This is a genomic window from Lawsonibacter sp. LCP25S3_E2 (assembly GCF_052117285.1).
Taxonomy (GTDB): domain Bacteria; phylum Bacillota; class Clostridia; order Oscillospirales; family Oscillospiraceae; genus Lawsonibacter.
Genome location: NZ_JBQKJL010000018.1, coordinates 20,527 through 33,197 on the forward strand (window position 1 = coordinate 20,527; position 12,671 = coordinate 33,197).

The following is a 12,671-nucleotide window of genomic DNA, read 5'->3' on the forward strand; positions in this document are numbered from 1 at the left end:
ATCGTTCACCTCCTGGGGGGCATGGGCGGGGTCAGCTCCGCCGTTCCTCCGCTCTCTGCTTCAGCTCCCGGAACAGAAAGCTGCGTATCAGAGCCTTTTCTCCGGCGGGAAGGCCCCAGTACTGGCCTGGGGCCCATCCTTTATCCCGAAACAGAAGATACATGAGTGTCAGCTCGCTATCCCCGCCCTCGGTCAGTTTTTTTCAATGTCCTCAGACACCATCTCTTCGATGGAGGGCTGCGGATCATCCATAGGCCGCAGAACGGGTTTTCGGAAACCGGACAGCTGCTCCACCGCCACCGATACTGCCCGGATCTCCCCGGGCAGTAGCAGATGGGTCACCAGCTCCGCCGGGGTGGAAACTCCCTTCTCCCGCTGGAGCTCTTCAGACTTCCAGATCCCGCTGTCATCCCCCGCCAGTACGGTCTGCAGCTCACTGTTGGTCATGTCCTTAATCTCCAGGGCCCTGCCGTATGGCATACCCTTCAGCTGAAGTACAAATGGCTCCCCATACACCTCGCTCAGCCTGGGCAGTTCAAAGCGAGCCCGTGCCAGCTGTTTCTGCACGTCCGGTGTATCCGGACGGAGCAACAGATCCAAAATCTTACTCATCGTGTTTCCTCCTTACGCAGCTGTATCCAGGAACTTATGGGAAGTGAACGTAAAGGGTACCTCATCCTTAGAGATCGTCTTCCGTTCCCAGTTAACCAGCGGTACCTCGTCCAGCGACACATTGTAGATAGCCACTCGCTCAGAGCCATAGGCATCGGGATCATCCAGCTTGCTGACGAAGTTCCCCCGAACATCCTTCCCATCTCGTACCGCATCGGCATAGTCCTTAAAGCGGCTGTAAACCTTATAGAAGCCAATGGAGCCGGTTCCCTTGCTGCTCATCACCTTGCCATCCTCGATCATCTGGCGGGCCAGGTTTACGGGTTCTTTCGTTTGGGTATACTTGGCGGTAAACTTATAGCATTCGGCAATCAGTTCTCCATCCCACCAGAACTCCCCAAAGGTACCCGACATTACCCGCTTAGCGCTGTCAATGGTACTCATGCGGCATTACCTCCCATGTAATACTCAAGATCGAAGTCCTCCATAGAATCCAGGACTTCGCCACCCATTTTGATAAAAATCATGCTCCCGGTGTTTGCCTTCAGGATCTGAGCATCTGTCATGTTGACAACATCGACACCGTTTTCTTTGAGCCAGGCCCGTTGCTTCTTAAGATTGAGTTCAACATAGCTGGTGCCTAATTCGACAATGCCCTCGTTCTCCAGCTGGGTCAGGAACTCATGCAGGACGGTGACAACGAGCATTTTGGTATCGTAGCTGTTTCCCTTGCCCCGGAACCGATCGTCAATGAGCAGTTTGGACTGCTGGCGGATCAGATCCACCGCCTCAACAATTTTGATCTTTTTCAATGACTCACTCTGGTCCGGGGGCACGGTGGTAAGGCTATTCACTGCCCGGCTCAGCCGAACCTTACGACCATCATGGAACAGAAACAGTTTGCCGGCAGCAACGGCTGCATCGAGGTCTGCGATCTCGTCCACTGCCGTGACCTCATCCAAAGGAAACAAGGTGGCCGAGTTGCTGATCTCTGTTCCGGCCAACAGTCCGGCGATCCGGCTACAGTAGTCCGCCCCGGTAAAGGTCTCTTTTCCAGCCACGATACCGGAGGAAGAGAAGTTGATCACCGCCATATTGTCCGCCTCGTGGTCAGGGAGTACCGCCTTACCAATGCAGTACTTCTCCCGAGCTTTACCCAGCCAGGTGACCAAGGCAGTCATCTCCTCTTCGTCTACATCGGCGGGAGCCGACAAATAGTCAAAGTCTGCAGCCTCTAATAGCGCACAGCCCTTTGTTACCAGATCATCCTCCGCTCCGATAACCACCAAAAGCACCTTCTGTGGCCGCCGATCGCCTCCCAAAAAGGCCCGCTTAATATGGTCCTCCACAGTGGTGCCAAGGCCAGTGGGGATATCAACCTCCGAACCCAGCACATACAGTCCAGACGTGACCCCTGCATCCCGAACGATAACTGCCACAACGCCGTTTTTCATTCTGGTTGCCACGGTTTCCACAGCTTTTTTGATGGTAATGGTCAGGGAAGGCATTCCCAAAACTGCCATAGTTATTCCTCCTCTCTTCCGTCCGGTACGACGGAAATGTCGTAATCCTCCAGCGGAGGTACCTCCACAGGAGTAAGGTCCCGATCATCCTGCCAGGACAGGGTAAAAATCACCTGGGCGTAATCGTTAAAATAGTCCCCGTGAACTGCGGACAGGTCCAGATATCTGTCACCCACCTGGATCGCCGGGCAGGAGAACAGCTCCAGCGCCAGGGTGAGCCGGTCTCCCAGGGCCTCCACCTGGGAGTTGTGCCGGACGTCTACCTCCTCGAACAGGGTCACAGTCACCTCGGCCGTCCGTTCCACCAGATCCCGGGTAAAGGTCTCCATAGTCTGCTTGCCCATCTCCACCATGAAAGCGGGCCGCTTAAAGTCCTTGGGCGTCAGGTTACGGTAAGCGTCGCTGTTCGGGAACCGCTCCTTCATCAGCTCATCTACCGCATCCAGTATCTCGTTGATTCTCAGCACAGGTCATTCCTCCAGGTTTTGTGTCAGCCTCTCACCCAGACGGGCGGAAGCGGCGGATGCCGCGGCCTCCGGACTGCTCGATTGGTACATACGTTTGCCGGGCACTCTGGCCCGCCCGCTTTCATTGCGGAATTTATACCGCTTGTTCTTTCCGGTCGGGCTGGGGAACCTGTGGCCGGATTCAATCGCGTTGGTCACGGCCCCCACGGCCCGGCCATATTTGTCCGTTTCTTTCTCCTTCGCGTGGACCGCCACATAACCGCCGCCGGAGCCGGTGTGGACATGCTGCCATCTCCGCACCTTCCCCGAGCCGCCGATCTTGCTCTGCACCTGGGCCAGAAGATCCTCACCCACATCCTGCAGGACCTCCCGCTTGATCTCCGGGGTCCTGCGGGCGGCGGCCGCCAGGCGCTCGTCCAGTTTGGACAGGTCATGGTCGTCAAGATAAAAGGACTGCATCACAGATCCTCCGTCCGGCAGATCTCGTACTCGTTCTTGTACGGGTCCAGCACATGGGCCAGCTGTACGGCGTAGTCGGTCCCATTGACGGACACCACGCCGCCCCGCTGGAGCGTCACGGCCTTGGGCGTCACCAACACATAGGTGATTGTGTTGGTGGAATACGGGTTTTCCTGCTGGAATTTCATGTACTTCTCCGTCAGGACGCCCGGAAACTTCGCACCGCCGCCTTCGTCCATGTCCGCCTGGCATTGGGCGATCTCCACCAGCGCGGCCGACACGTTCCAGTGTAGCCGGCCCTCCGGCAGGATGGAAGTAAGGAACAGGTGCTGATCCCCCCAGCGCAGAGCATTGTGCAGAGTTAGTTCCTGCCGGCGGAGGATAATCCCCGCCCCCCGGGCGCCGATCCCCACCGAGCTGAAGAGATTGCTTCGGGTGCTCATCGTCACATTGGCCCGCGTCCTCCGGATGGGCTGCCAGCTCCACCGGTCTCCGATGCGCTTCAGCTCCAGCACCTCCATCCGTTGATCCAGCCTGCCGCCGTCAATGCTTACCTGGCTCATAGAACTCCCTCCTGGCCCCTGGTGTCCAACTTGGACACATTTGCCGCCGGCTTCGTCAGCTTCAGCTGGTTGAGCTTTCTCTGGAAGGATGGATTGTCCTGCAGCTTGCCGCCCTCCAGCTGGGCGCCCCGCTGGTCATACTCGTCCAGGGTCAGGGCGCAGGCTACACTGAGCCAGAGGGCGTGTCGATCCTCGCGGGAGGCCGGCGGCCGCTTCACTCCAGCCCCCCGCAGATAACCCAATGCGCTGTCCCAGGCTCGTTGGATGTTCCGCAGCGCCGTCTCATCGGGAGCTTCCTCATTGCAGTAGGCCAGCACGTCAGGCAGAAGTTCCTCTGGGACCGGCATGGTCACTCCTCCTCAGCCCGGACCAGATAGCGGGTATCTACCCAGCCCTCCAGCCCCTCCGCTTCAGCCTTCATCCATACGCCCACGCCGTCCGGGCGCCAGGTACGGAGATCCACCGTCACTGCCGTGCCGATGGGCAGCACCTTCAGCACCTCAGCCTCGAGGTTTGGCTCCTTCCTCAGCCGGAGCTGTTTATGAGCCACCCGGCACTCCCCCAGCAGCTGGGCCTCCGCACCTGCGGGGACCTGCGCAACCTCTGTTTCCGTTTTTGTGTCCAACTTGGACACATTGTTGGCCGCTTCCTTCTCCGCCGGCGCCTCCTGGACGGGGGCGGGCTTGGCGGCCGTGTCACTCTTTCGTCTGCTCATACTGTCCTCCTGTTCCGGCGGCTCAGCCGCCCACCTCGGCGGCCGGGTCGATCAGCGCTTTAAAGCCCGCGTTGGGGTCCATTGTCACGGCGTCCAGCCGGCACAGGCCGCGGATCTCATAGCTGTCGGTGGCCCAGGCGTCGCCGCCCACATCGGTGGCCGCCACCTCGATGCCCTTCCGGACAAACAGGGTACCCAGGGCCTTGAAATTGCCTACGTAGATGGGGTGCTTGGTGGTCTCGTCCGGGATCAGGTCGTTGTCCGCGTAGACCACCCGGCGCCCGCTCAGGCGGTACACATTGGGGTCCGCGGGGTTTGGCACCAGCAGGGACCGCCCGTTCTTATCCTCCCAGCCGTCCATCTCGGCATAGCCGTTCTGGTTGGTCAGCAGGGTGGCGGCGGAGCTGTGGGCCGTGTTCAGCTTGGTGATCAGCGCCTTCCGAAGTTCCTTGGCCTCGCTTCCGGCAGTCAGGGCCACCTCGGTGGTCAGGCCGGTCAGCAGGGCCAGGAGCAGGGTGTTCTTGGTCAGGATGTACTTGGGGCCGAACCAGTCGGCCAGATAGCGGAGCAGCCCGGCGGTGTTGTCGCTGAGCAGCTCGGAGGAGACAGGCAGCCGGTCGCCATACTTGTCCACCGTGTAGGTGACCTTGGTGAACTTGGGCTGGTCGTCCTTGCCGATGGTGCCCATCTCCGCGATCTTGGGCAGAGGCTTGCGCTTGCCCTGCTCCACGGCCCGCCAGCCGCTCAGGCCGCGTACATTTTCCACCGCGAAGAACTGGCTCAGATCCACATACTCCTTCTCGTACTCGTGGATCATGTCGTCAAAGTCCTGGGGCACCAGGAAGCCGCCGTCCGCCCCTTCAGGAGAGCCGCCAGTTTCGGTCAGGGCCTTGGCCAGAGGCTCGTAGCCCTCCATGCCCCACACCTTGTTGACCTTCACCCCGTTTCGCAGGGCCTTGACGAAGGCGGCAGCATACTCGTTGCTCCTCCGGATCTCGTCGATAGCCGCGCCCTTGGCCTTGTCCGCTTTCTGGTCCTGGAACGCCTTGTGGCGCAGCTTCATGCCATCGTCATCCTCGGCAAAACGGCCCTCCTCGGCCAGCTGGGCTTCAGCGGCGTCCAGCTCCTGGTTCATCTTGGCCACTTCGCCCATCAGGGCCTTGTGGCCGTCAAAGTCCTTCTTGGCCAGAAGGGCCTCGCCCTCCTTCAGCTTCCCGGCACGCTTGGCCTTCAGCTCCAGATATTCCTGATAAGTCATAGTTCGTTCCCTCCATATCGCATTTCTTCTTGTTCCTGTCTGGCCATCGCCAGTAGAAACACTTCATCGTCCCCGGACTCATCGGGGGACTCCCGGCCGCCGTACCGCTTACTTTTCACGATCCCGGCGCCCGGCTGAGCCGGAACGGGCAGAAGGGACACTTCGTAGGCATCCTTTGCCCCATCCAGCTCCATTACGCACAGCCTGCCGTCATACTCTCGGCCCGGCCAATGCTGGCAGCAGGTCTGCACCTGGTCGGCGCCGCAGATGGAGCAGAGCGCCCGCTCCACCGCGCAGCCCACGCTACACTCCCGCAGGATACCGCTCTCAATAGCGGTGATTGTGGAAGCTGTCTGCTCTGTCCTGGGCATATAGCACCGCAGGACCAGCCGGTGGACGTTCTCAGCTTTCTCCACGCCAGCGGCGTAAATCCGGGCGGTCTGGGTGCCGGCGGACCACTTGTGGTCCATCAGCACCGGCCGCCCCACAAACAGGCGCGCCAGGCCCTCCAGAGCCGCCAGGGTAAACCGTTCATAGTCCCGGTCCACCTGGTCGTCGCAGGCCGCCAAACGGAAGGTGAACACCTCGTCGGCGGTCAGCGCCCGCAGGGTTTGGGCGTTGATCAGGGCCAGTTCCTCCTCGCTCACCGCCTGCTTCTCCACATGGGCGGCTTTCAGGATCTCATTCATTGGTTTTCTCTCCTTCCTTTGCCGTGGGATCTTCCGCTCCCTCCGGGTCCTCGCCCAACGGCGGCTCCTCCAGGTCCGGCTCCTCCGGGACGCTGGCCGCTTTGCCCAGCGCCCGAATGATGCTCAGGATTCGCCACAGCTCCAGGGGGACATAGTTCAGGCTGGAGTAGTATTCCTTGCCGCCCGGGATGGCCGGCAAGTCGTCCAGCGCCCGGATCTCATTCGAGCAGTAAGCGCCGATTTCTCGCATGGCTTTGAGCCAGGCGGCCTGGGCGGCGGTATCGCCCCGCAGGAATACCTTCATCTCCCGCTTGATCCGCAGTCCTTTGGTCCGCTCCCCCGGGAGCAGCAGCTTGTAGGTGTCTTCCTGTCCCCATTGGGTATCGTAGCCCATCAGGGTGTAGGTCACATACTCGATTCCGTTCTGTTCGTTGCTCTGGTAGCTCTGCTTGCCTGCGTAGGCCAGGTGCAGGGGGACCCCGAAGAACCGGCACACATCCGCCACCCGGATCTCGCTGCTCTCCACGAACTGGGCGTCGGTGTTGTTCATGGAGATAGGCTGATACTTTAGGCCCAGGTCCAGCACCGCCACTTTAAAGGCGTTGCCCGGCCCGCTGTGGATCGCTTCCCAGGACTGCCTCAGCTGCTCCTTGGGATCTATCCTCACCGTGCTGCCGTCCTCCAGCTCCACCTCGTACTCGCCGCCCAGGTCTGTCTCCGTGGTCAGGATGCCACTGGGCTGGCCTCCGTTGCGCCAGATGCTGTTCTCATACAGCTGGGCCGCCCGGGCAGTGTCCAGGGTCAGGGAGGCCCGGCGCAGTACGCTGATCCCCTCCAGACCGTCCTCCGAATAGGCCTTGTAGTGCAGCATATCCTCGCACCGGATACGGGTCACCTCGCCGGTGACCGGATGGGTGAAGAGGTACCACACCTTGCCGGACAGGTCCAGGTGTATGGACACATAGTCCGGGGGCAGGGGGATCAGTTCCAGCGGCAGGCCGCTCCCGGCGTCCCGGTAGATCCAGGCGTAGGCGTTTCCCCGGAGGAGCTGGTTACACATCAGCAGACGCCGGAAATCGAAGGGGGTCATGGCCTCGTTGGGCCGCTCCCACAGCACCCGACCCAGATGGTGATCCGGCATCCGATTCTTGGTCCGCTCCTCTATGATGTAGACGGGCAGCACCGCCATGGAGGTGGACAGCAGCTCCACGCACCGGTTGACTGTGGAGATCTTCATGGCCCGGTCCCGGCTCAGGCCGACCAGCTCCTCGCCGCTCAGCCAGCCCTCCGGGTTGTCCAGGGTCAGAAGCCGGCCGACGCCGGCCAGCCCTTTCCGGACGGCACTTGACTTCCCTGCCCGCGCCAGTCCTTTCCGCAGGCTCATTTCTCCTCACCCGCTCCCCACAGGGACAGCACCGCGCCGGCGATGGCCAGGCCGCCCCCAGTGATCAGGCCCGCGGGCAGATAAATCATCCCCGCGCCCACCGCCACCACGGCGGCACCGCCCACCAGCACCAGCTCGCCCAGGTGCTTTACCAGACAGTTCACAAGATTCTTCATGTCTCCTCCTCTCCGGCCATCGGCCTACAGGTGATAGTTTCTCGTCCGCATTACCTCGGCCAGGTCCGGCTTCTGCTGCTCCTTCAGCATGGCCGCCGCCATGGCGATGATCCAGGCCACCGTGATGTCGATGCGGCCGCGGCTCTGGTTCTTCATGGGCTTCATGTTCTCATTGCCGTCCACCGCGCACCGCACGTTGCCGAAGCAGTACCGGGCGCAGGTGTTGTGTTCATGGAGCATTTTGTGTTCCCGGATCAGAAGCTCCAGTTTCTTGGTGGCGGGGGACATCCCCAGCATAGCGTTCCGCTCCGTCTCTTTCTGATACTTGCGGCCTGCTTTCACCATACGCTCATGCTCGGCCGCCTTCTTTTGGTCGGACTTTTCCTTCCGTACCGCTCTGGCCTTACTGCACATACGCTCGCACGGTGAATAGACCTGCCTTGCCATATCACAGTTCAGACAGCAGGTATTGCCGCCGCACATTCCTGACCATCCAGGGGATTCACAATCCCGCCGCAGAAAGGCGTCTCCACGTTTACAGCTCTTTCCGTCCGGGCAGGTCAGCTCAGGCTCCCAGCGCCACCCATCGTTGTACATCGCCAGCAGTTTCTCAGCTTTGGCACCGGAGGGCGGCTCGGCCAGCACCCTGTTCAGGCGCTCCTGGAACTCTCCCGGCAGACGGGCCAGCACGTAGGCCGTCTGTTCCGACAACTCGTCCTTCTCGAACAGCTCCATATAGGCCGGGATCAAGCCCTCCCGGATTACTTTCAATCGGGCCAGCTTAGACGCTGAGATCTTGCAGATCTCAGCCACACGGTCCCGCATCCGACCGGAGAATTGGTAGCCCTCCTCCTGAAGCCGGTATAGCAGCATCTCGATCTTCAGTGCCTGCTTGCTCTGCTCCGCCGCGGTCAGTTCCCGGCTGTCACTGTTGGCATAGATCAGCTTCAGCTCTTGGAGTGTGTCCGACCCTCCACCATCCCGGATGCAGGGGACCAGGCGGAACTCCTCATGGCCGCCATCAACCAGGAGGCGGAGTGCCGCCCGGCGCCGGTGGCCGGCCATGACGGTAAACCGTCCCGACATCTCTCCCGGCTTGACTCGGATGGGCTGGAGTAGACCACAGAGCAGGATATTTTCCGCCAGCTCCTCTAGGCCGTCCATGCTGTAAAAGTTCTCCGGGTCCGGGTCCAGCAGATCAATGTCAATCCGCTCGTACCGTTCCCTGCCGGCCGATGTGTCCAACTTGGACACAGTTTCTTGCTGGGCGAGGAAACTACCTAAATCAAACCCCTTCATAGCTGATCGCTTCCTGTTCCAGCAGCTCCACTACCCACGCCCGGTAATCCCGCGAGGCATTGCTCCAGGGGGACCACTGGGCCACCGCCTGACCTGCCCAGGTGGACTCCCGCACCTTGTCATCACTAGCCCGGATCACATGCTGGAAAATGTGGATAGGGCTTTCGTCCCGCAGGTAATTGATGGCATCCTCCGCCACATCCGACTTCTTCCAGCGAGTTACCAGACAGCCGGAGACCACCACATCGGGGCAGGCCTTCCGGATACTGTCGATCTGCTTGACCAGCTTGCCCATACCGCCGGTGGAGAAGCCGTCCGTATCGGTGGGGATGATGATCCGATCGGCGGCCATAATAGCGTTGACGCAGGACAGGCTGAAGTAGGGCGGACAATCAATGACAACCAAATCATACATGTCGTCCTCCGCCAGTACTTCCAAGAAATTACGCAGTGCAAAGAAAACTGGTTGCTTCAGGCCGGCCATGCACTGCAGATCCAGATCTGCCAGCTCATCAGTGGCAGGAAGTATGTCCAGGTTTGGAATGTCTGTGTGGTCAATCAGGTTTTCGTAGTGTGGCTCGTCGCCCTGGAGTACGGCTGCCAGTCCCGCCTCGTTGGGCTTGGTGACAATGCTGGAGGCATTGGCCTGGCTGTCCGCGTCGATCAGAAGGACACGCTTTTTACAGCTAGTGGCCAATATGTAGGATAAATTCACGGCGGTAGCGGTCTTTCCCACTCCACCCTTTCGATTCACGATGGCAAAAGTACGCATGGATTTCATCCTTTCGTTCAGAATGGGAGTTCAATGTCCTGGTCAGAAAGCTCCTCGAAGCTCGTCTGTTTATATTCCGGCTCGGTCTTTGGTTTTGGCTGTTTGCTTATCTGGGTCAGGCTTTCCTTGAATCGCTGGTGGGCGCCGTCAAAGACCAGGTAGCTGATCCCGCCGGCCTCGCCCTCTTTGTTTTTGGCGATCTTCAGAACGCGGAGACTCTTGGGATTTTTAGGCTCGTCCTTGTACAGCAGGATTACTCCATCCGCATCCTGTTCGATCTGGCCGGACTGACGCAGAGAATGCAGCCCCGGGGATTTTTCCTGTTCTCCGGACTTCTGGGGACGTGAGAGCTGGGACAAGGCACATATCGTGATGCCGGTGGTCTGTGCCATGGTGTGCAGGTCCCTGGAGATCTGCGTCACCTGTTCCACATCGCTCCGGCGGCGGTCCTCCGGTGCGATCAGCTGCAGGTAGTCGATGTAGATGATCTCATACCGGCCTGACAGCGCCAGGGACTGGATATCCACCACCGACAGCCCGCCGGCCTGAATGATCTCCAGCTTACGATTTACAAACGCGGTGGATTTGAGGGCGCAGTCGTTCCAGTCCTCCTCCGTCATGGTGTGGCCTTTAATCCGACCGAAGTCCACCCCGCACACAGCAGCTACCGTCCGGTCAATGATCTTTTCCGGCTTGGTCTCCAGAGAGAAATACCCTACCCGGTGATCCTTGGCCTGCTCCCAGGCCAGTTGGAGGGAAAACGCTGTTTTGCCCGCAGATGGGTAACCGCCCAGAACAATGAAGTCCCCGAGCTCTGTCCGGAATGCGTTGTCGAGCTTAGGTAACCCCCAGGGGATCAGCTTGGCCGACTTGCTCTGCCGGTCGTAGAAGTCTTTCAGTCCCTGTTCGGCTGTTACCACCCGGACGCTGGGGCGGTCCCCCATGATACGGTTGGCCTTGGACAGTAATTCCTTGGTCTCCTCGAAGTTGACGCACACAGGAAAGCCCAGTTCGGCCAGCTTTGCCATCTTGGACCGCTCAACGGTCAGATCCGCATAGATCTCCGCATTAGCTGCGGTCGGCGTCACTTGCATTAGCTCGTAGAGAAACTGCGTGTATTCAGCGCCCATCCTGTGCCGCACAGTCATTGCGTCAATGGGCTTACCCTCCAGATACAGTTCTCGACAGACCTGATAAACGCTCCGCATAGGGCCGGTATAATCATCTTCACGGGTCTTGTGGAAAATGATTCCTTCTACGGCCGGCGCATCGATCAGCAGAGAACCGATGGCGCCGCGCTGAGCGTCCAGATACTGTTCTCTCAGTTCTATTTCCGTCATAGCAGGTATGTCCCTTCTTCTTCCACCACCCTGGCCGGAGCGTCACTACCAATGCCTGGCGGCCTGTCCGCCTTCAGACTCTGGACGGTCTTTTTCTTCTCGGTCCACTTACGGTCACGGAGCCAACGGAAGGCATAGGGGATGCCTCGCCCCTCCCGCCAGTCCTCACAGTCCAGGTGGCGCTTCAGGCCCATGGACATCTCGTGCAGAAGCTCCTCCTCCGAAGCATACTGCGCCACAAGCTCCTGGTCCTGTGGGATAAGGTCCCACTGCTCCACCGCCTTGGCCCGGTCCTCGTCACGGGGATATGCGTTCCAGAAGCCCTCAAACCGATCCGGCTGCCACTCAGGTACCGCTTTTGGACGTCTCTTTTTTCTGCGACGATTCTCATCCCCCTTGGGGGGATTATAGGGGGGTATATTACTTGTATTATTATCTTGTATTATTCTGTCCTCAATTTTAAGGGGAGGGTCCCCGCAATTTTGAGGGGAGGTCCCCTTAATTTTAAGGGGAGGGGGTACACTGCTTCCAGGCGGGCCGCAGATCCAAATTTTACGCCTCAGGACTTCGTTGGTCTCCTCGCTTCGCTCCACCTCCAGATGGATGTGGCTACGGTCCTTCAGCTGCTTCAGCAGACCCTCCACCGTTTTGGCGGCGACACCCAGCTGCTCGGCCAGGTATGCGTTGGAGGCCCAGCAGTAGCCCTCGGCCTGTGCCAAAGCGGACAGCTCACCATACAACAGCTTGGCATTTGGCCGCAGGGTGTGGTCATCCCGCACCCGGGCCGGAATGACGGAGTACAAACTCCGAGAGATATCACCCATGCAGCCTACACCTCCTGTCACTCCTGTTTCTCTCGGAACTCTTGCATCATAGGGCAATCCTCGCACTCAAATTCGTCGACCTCATTGGGTTCGTTGTACCAAGGGCATTGGCAGTCTAAAAATGATACGCACTTCACGACTACACCTCCTCACTGTAGGGGCGGGTGATGACCACGTCCCAATACTGGATCAGTTCGCCCCGGCTGCTGCAGACTACTGCAATCGAGGGAACAGGTTTTCGTTGATTGGCAGACGCATCCACCAGAAATCATAAAACTTCTTCAGCCTGGCCGGGGAGAGAGTGCCGCTTTCGCCCTCAAACCAGCTTTTTCCCCGTTCGGTAAAGAACTTTCCGACCACATACCGTTCGGATCGGCTCCCGTTCTTGGGTACCATGTGCAGGACGATCCGCTCACCGTCATAAGGGCCGAAGCCCATGCTCCGGTGCCGCAGATCCAGCAATGCCCAGTTTTCAAAGCGCATAGTGATGCGCCTCCTTCCAGAATGGGGTTGCATTTTGTCTCAGGTATGCTATAATGATTTTATTCCTATGTCGTGGGCCAGGGTCCACATTGTTTCGCCGCTTGGGT

The 12,671-nt window shown here is 59.5% G+C and carries 17 protein-coding genes; all 17 read right to left on the reverse strand.

Going from position 1 to position 12,671, the window contains the following annotated elements; translation table 11 throughout:
- Positions 1–192: 192 nt before the first annotated feature.
- Positions 193–612, reverse strand: a complete 420-nt coding sequence (locus ACTQ3R_RS13335) for a phage tail assembly chaperone (RefSeq protein WP_441779699.1) — start codon at positions 610–612, stop codon at positions 193–195.
- A gap of 12 nt (positions 613–624) precedes the next feature.
- The gene (locus tag ACTQ3R_RS13340; RefSeq protein WP_441779700.1) at positions 625–1,056 is read right to left on the reverse strand and encodes a phage tail tube protein; all 432 of its coding nucleotides are present in this window, start codon (positions 1,054–1,056) and stop codon (positions 625–627) included.
- A complete protein-coding gene (locus tag ACTQ3R_RS13345) occupies positions 1,053–2,135 on the reverse strand; it encodes a phage tail sheath subtilisin-like domain-containing protein (protein WP_441779701.1) in 1,083 nt (360 codons plus the stop codon). The genes ACTQ3R_RS13340 and ACTQ3R_RS13345 overlap by 4 nt, the downstream gene beginning before the upstream one ends.
- 2 nt (positions 2,136–2,137) lie before the next feature.
- A complete protein-coding gene (locus ACTQ3R_RS13350; RefSeq protein ID WP_441779702.1) occupies positions 2,138–2,602 on the reverse strand; it encodes a phage tail terminator family protein in 465 nt (154 codons plus the stop codon).
- 3 nt (positions 2,603–2,605) lie between these two features.
- Positions 2,606–3,061 carry a hypothetical protein gene (locus ACTQ3R_RS13355; RefSeq protein ID WP_441779703.1) on the reverse strand — a complete coding sequence of 152 codons (456 nt, stop codon included), beginning with the start codon at positions 3,059–3,061 and terminating at the stop codon, positions 2,606–2,608.
- On the reverse strand, positions 3,061–3,624 hold the full coding sequence (locus tag ACTQ3R_RS13360; RefSeq protein WP_441779704.1) for a hypothetical protein: 564 nt from the start codon (positions 3,622–3,624) through the stop codon (positions 3,061–3,063). Before ACTQ3R_RS13360 ends, ACTQ3R_RS13355 begins: the two co-directional genes overlap by 1 nt.
- Positions 3,621–3,971: a head-tail connector protein gene (locus ACTQ3R_RS13365; protein WP_441779705.1), complete on the reverse strand. Its 351-nt coding sequence runs from the start codon at positions 3,969–3,971 to the stop codon at positions 3,621–3,623. The genes ACTQ3R_RS13360 and ACTQ3R_RS13365 overlap by 4 nt, the downstream gene beginning before the upstream one ends.
- A 2-nt stretch (positions 3,972–3,973) precedes the next feature.
- On the reverse strand, positions 3,974–4,339 hold the full coding sequence (locus ACTQ3R_RS13370) for an SH3 domain-containing protein (RefSeq protein WP_441779706.1): 366 nt from the start codon (positions 4,337–4,339) through the stop codon (positions 3,974–3,976).
- A 22-nt stretch (positions 4,340–4,361) separates the two neighbouring features.
- Positions 4,362–5,597: a phage major capsid protein gene (locus tag ACTQ3R_RS13375; RefSeq protein WP_441779707.1), complete on the reverse strand. Its 1,236-nt coding sequence runs from the start codon at positions 5,595–5,597 to the stop codon at positions 4,362–4,364.
- Complete coding sequence (locus ACTQ3R_RS13380) at positions 5,594–6,286, reverse strand: hypothetical protein (RefSeq protein WP_441779708.1); 693 nt, start codon at positions 6,284–6,286, stop codon at positions 5,594–5,596. Before ACTQ3R_RS13380 ends, ACTQ3R_RS13375 begins: the two co-directional genes overlap by 4 nt.
- Positions 6,279–7,670: a phage portal protein gene (locus tag ACTQ3R_RS13385; protein ID WP_441779709.1), complete on the reverse strand. Its 1,392-nt coding sequence runs from the start codon at positions 7,668–7,670 to the stop codon at positions 6,279–6,281. Before ACTQ3R_RS13385 ends, ACTQ3R_RS13380 begins: the two co-directional genes overlap by 8 nt.
- A complete protein-coding gene (locus ACTQ3R_RS13390; RefSeq protein WP_441779710.1) occupies positions 7,667–7,846 on the reverse strand; it encodes a hypothetical protein in 180 nt (59 codons plus the stop codon). Before ACTQ3R_RS13390 ends, ACTQ3R_RS13385 begins: the two co-directional genes overlap by 4 nt.
- Before the next feature lie 24 nt (positions 7,847–7,870).
- Positions 7,871–9,145 (reverse strand): terminase TerL endonuclease subunit, encoded by a 1,275-nt coding sequence (locus ACTQ3R_RS13395; protein ID WP_441779711.1) that lies wholly within the window; start codon positions 9,143–9,145, stop codon positions 7,871–7,873.
- A complete protein-coding gene (locus tag ACTQ3R_RS13400) occupies positions 9,132–9,917 on the reverse strand; it encodes a ParA family protein (protein ID WP_441779712.1) in 786 nt (261 codons plus the stop codon). Before ACTQ3R_RS13400 ends, ACTQ3R_RS13395 begins: the two co-directional genes overlap by 14 nt.
- Positions 9,918–9,934: 17 nt before the next feature.
- Positions 9,935–11,257 carry a replicative DNA helicase gene (locus ACTQ3R_RS13405; protein WP_441779713.1) on the reverse strand — a complete coding sequence of 441 codons (1,323 nt, stop codon included), beginning with the start codon at positions 11,255–11,257 and terminating at the stop codon, positions 9,935–9,937.
- Complete coding sequence (locus ACTQ3R_RS13410; protein WP_441779714.1) at positions 11,254–12,081, reverse strand: helix-turn-helix domain-containing protein; 828 nt, start codon at positions 12,079–12,081, stop codon at positions 11,254–11,256. Before ACTQ3R_RS13410 ends, ACTQ3R_RS13405 begins: the two co-directional genes overlap by 4 nt.
- Positions 12,082–12,294: 213 nt before the next feature.
- Entirely contained in the window at positions 12,295–12,564 is a 270-nt protein-coding gene (locus tag ACTQ3R_RS13415) for a hypothetical protein (RefSeq protein WP_441779715.1), read from the reverse strand.
- Between the last annotated feature and the right edge of the window lie 107 nt (positions 12,565–12,671).

Excerpts from the sequence above, each read along its gene's own strand:
- ACTQ3R_RS13400 (WP_441779712.1), bottom strand. The coding sequence starts at position 9,917 with ATGCGTACTTTTGCCATCGTGAATCGAAAGGGTGGAGTGGGAAAGACC.
- ACTQ3R_RS13385 (WP_441779709.1), bottom strand. The coding sequence starts at position 7,670 with ATGAGCCTGCGGAAAGGACTGGCGCGGGCAGGGAAGTCAAGTGCCGTC.
- ACTQ3R_RS13375 (WP_441779707.1), bottom strand. The coding sequence starts at position 5,597 with ATGACTTATCAGGAATATCTGGAGCTGAAGGCCAAGCGTGCCGGGAAG.
- ACTQ3R_RS13410 (WP_441779714.1), bottom strand. The coding sequence starts at position 12,081 with ATGGGTGATATCTCTCGGAGTTTGTACTCCGTCATTCCGGCCCGGGTG.
- ACTQ3R_RS13360 (WP_441779704.1), bottom strand. The coding sequence starts at position 3,624 with ATGAGCCAGGTAAGCATTGACGGCGGCAGGCTGGATCAACGGATGGAG.
- ACTQ3R_RS13335 (WP_441779699.1), bottom strand. The coding sequence starts at position 612 with ATGAGTAAGATTTTGGATCTGTTGCTCCGTCCGGATACACCGGACGTG.
- ACTQ3R_RS13390 (WP_441779710.1), bottom strand. The coding sequence starts at position 7,846 with ATGAAGAATCTTGTGAACTGTCTGGTAAAGCACCTGGGCGAGCTGGTG.
- ACTQ3R_RS13395 (WP_441779711.1), bottom strand. The coding sequence starts at position 9,145 with ATGAAGGGGTTTGATTTAGGTAGTTTCCTCGCCCAGCAAGAAACTGTG.
- ACTQ3R_RS13340 (WP_441779700.1), bottom strand. The coding sequence starts at position 1,056 with ATGAGTACCATTGACAGCGCTAAGCGGGTAATGTCGGGTACCTTTGGG.
- ACTQ3R_RS13370 (WP_441779706.1), bottom strand. The coding sequence starts at position 4,339 with ATGAGCAGACGAAAGAGTGACACGGCCGCCAAGCCCGCCCCCGTCCAG.
- ACTQ3R_RS13345 (WP_441779701.1), bottom strand. The coding sequence starts at position 2,135 with ATGGCAGTTTTGGGAATGCCTTCCCTGACCATTACCATCAAAAAAGCT.
- ACTQ3R_RS13365 (WP_441779705.1), bottom strand. The coding sequence starts at position 3,971 with ATGCCGGTCCCAGAGGAACTTCTGCCTGACGTGCTGGCCTACTGCAAT.
- ACTQ3R_RS13355 (WP_441779703.1), bottom strand. The coding sequence starts at position 3,061 with ATGCAGTCCTTTTATCTTGACGACCATGACCTGTCCAAACTGGACGAG.
- ACTQ3R_RS13415 (WP_441779715.1), bottom strand. The coding sequence starts at position 12,564 with ATGCGCTTTGAAAACTGGGCATTGCTGGATCTGCGGCACCGGAGCATG.
- ACTQ3R_RS13405 (WP_441779713.1), bottom strand. The coding sequence starts at position 11,257 with ATGACGGAAATAGAACTGAGAGAACAGTATCTGGACGCTCAGCGCGGC.
- ACTQ3R_RS13380 (WP_441779708.1), bottom strand. The coding sequence starts at position 6,286 with ATGAATGAGATCCTGAAAGCCGCCCATGTGGAGAAGCAGGCGGTGAGC.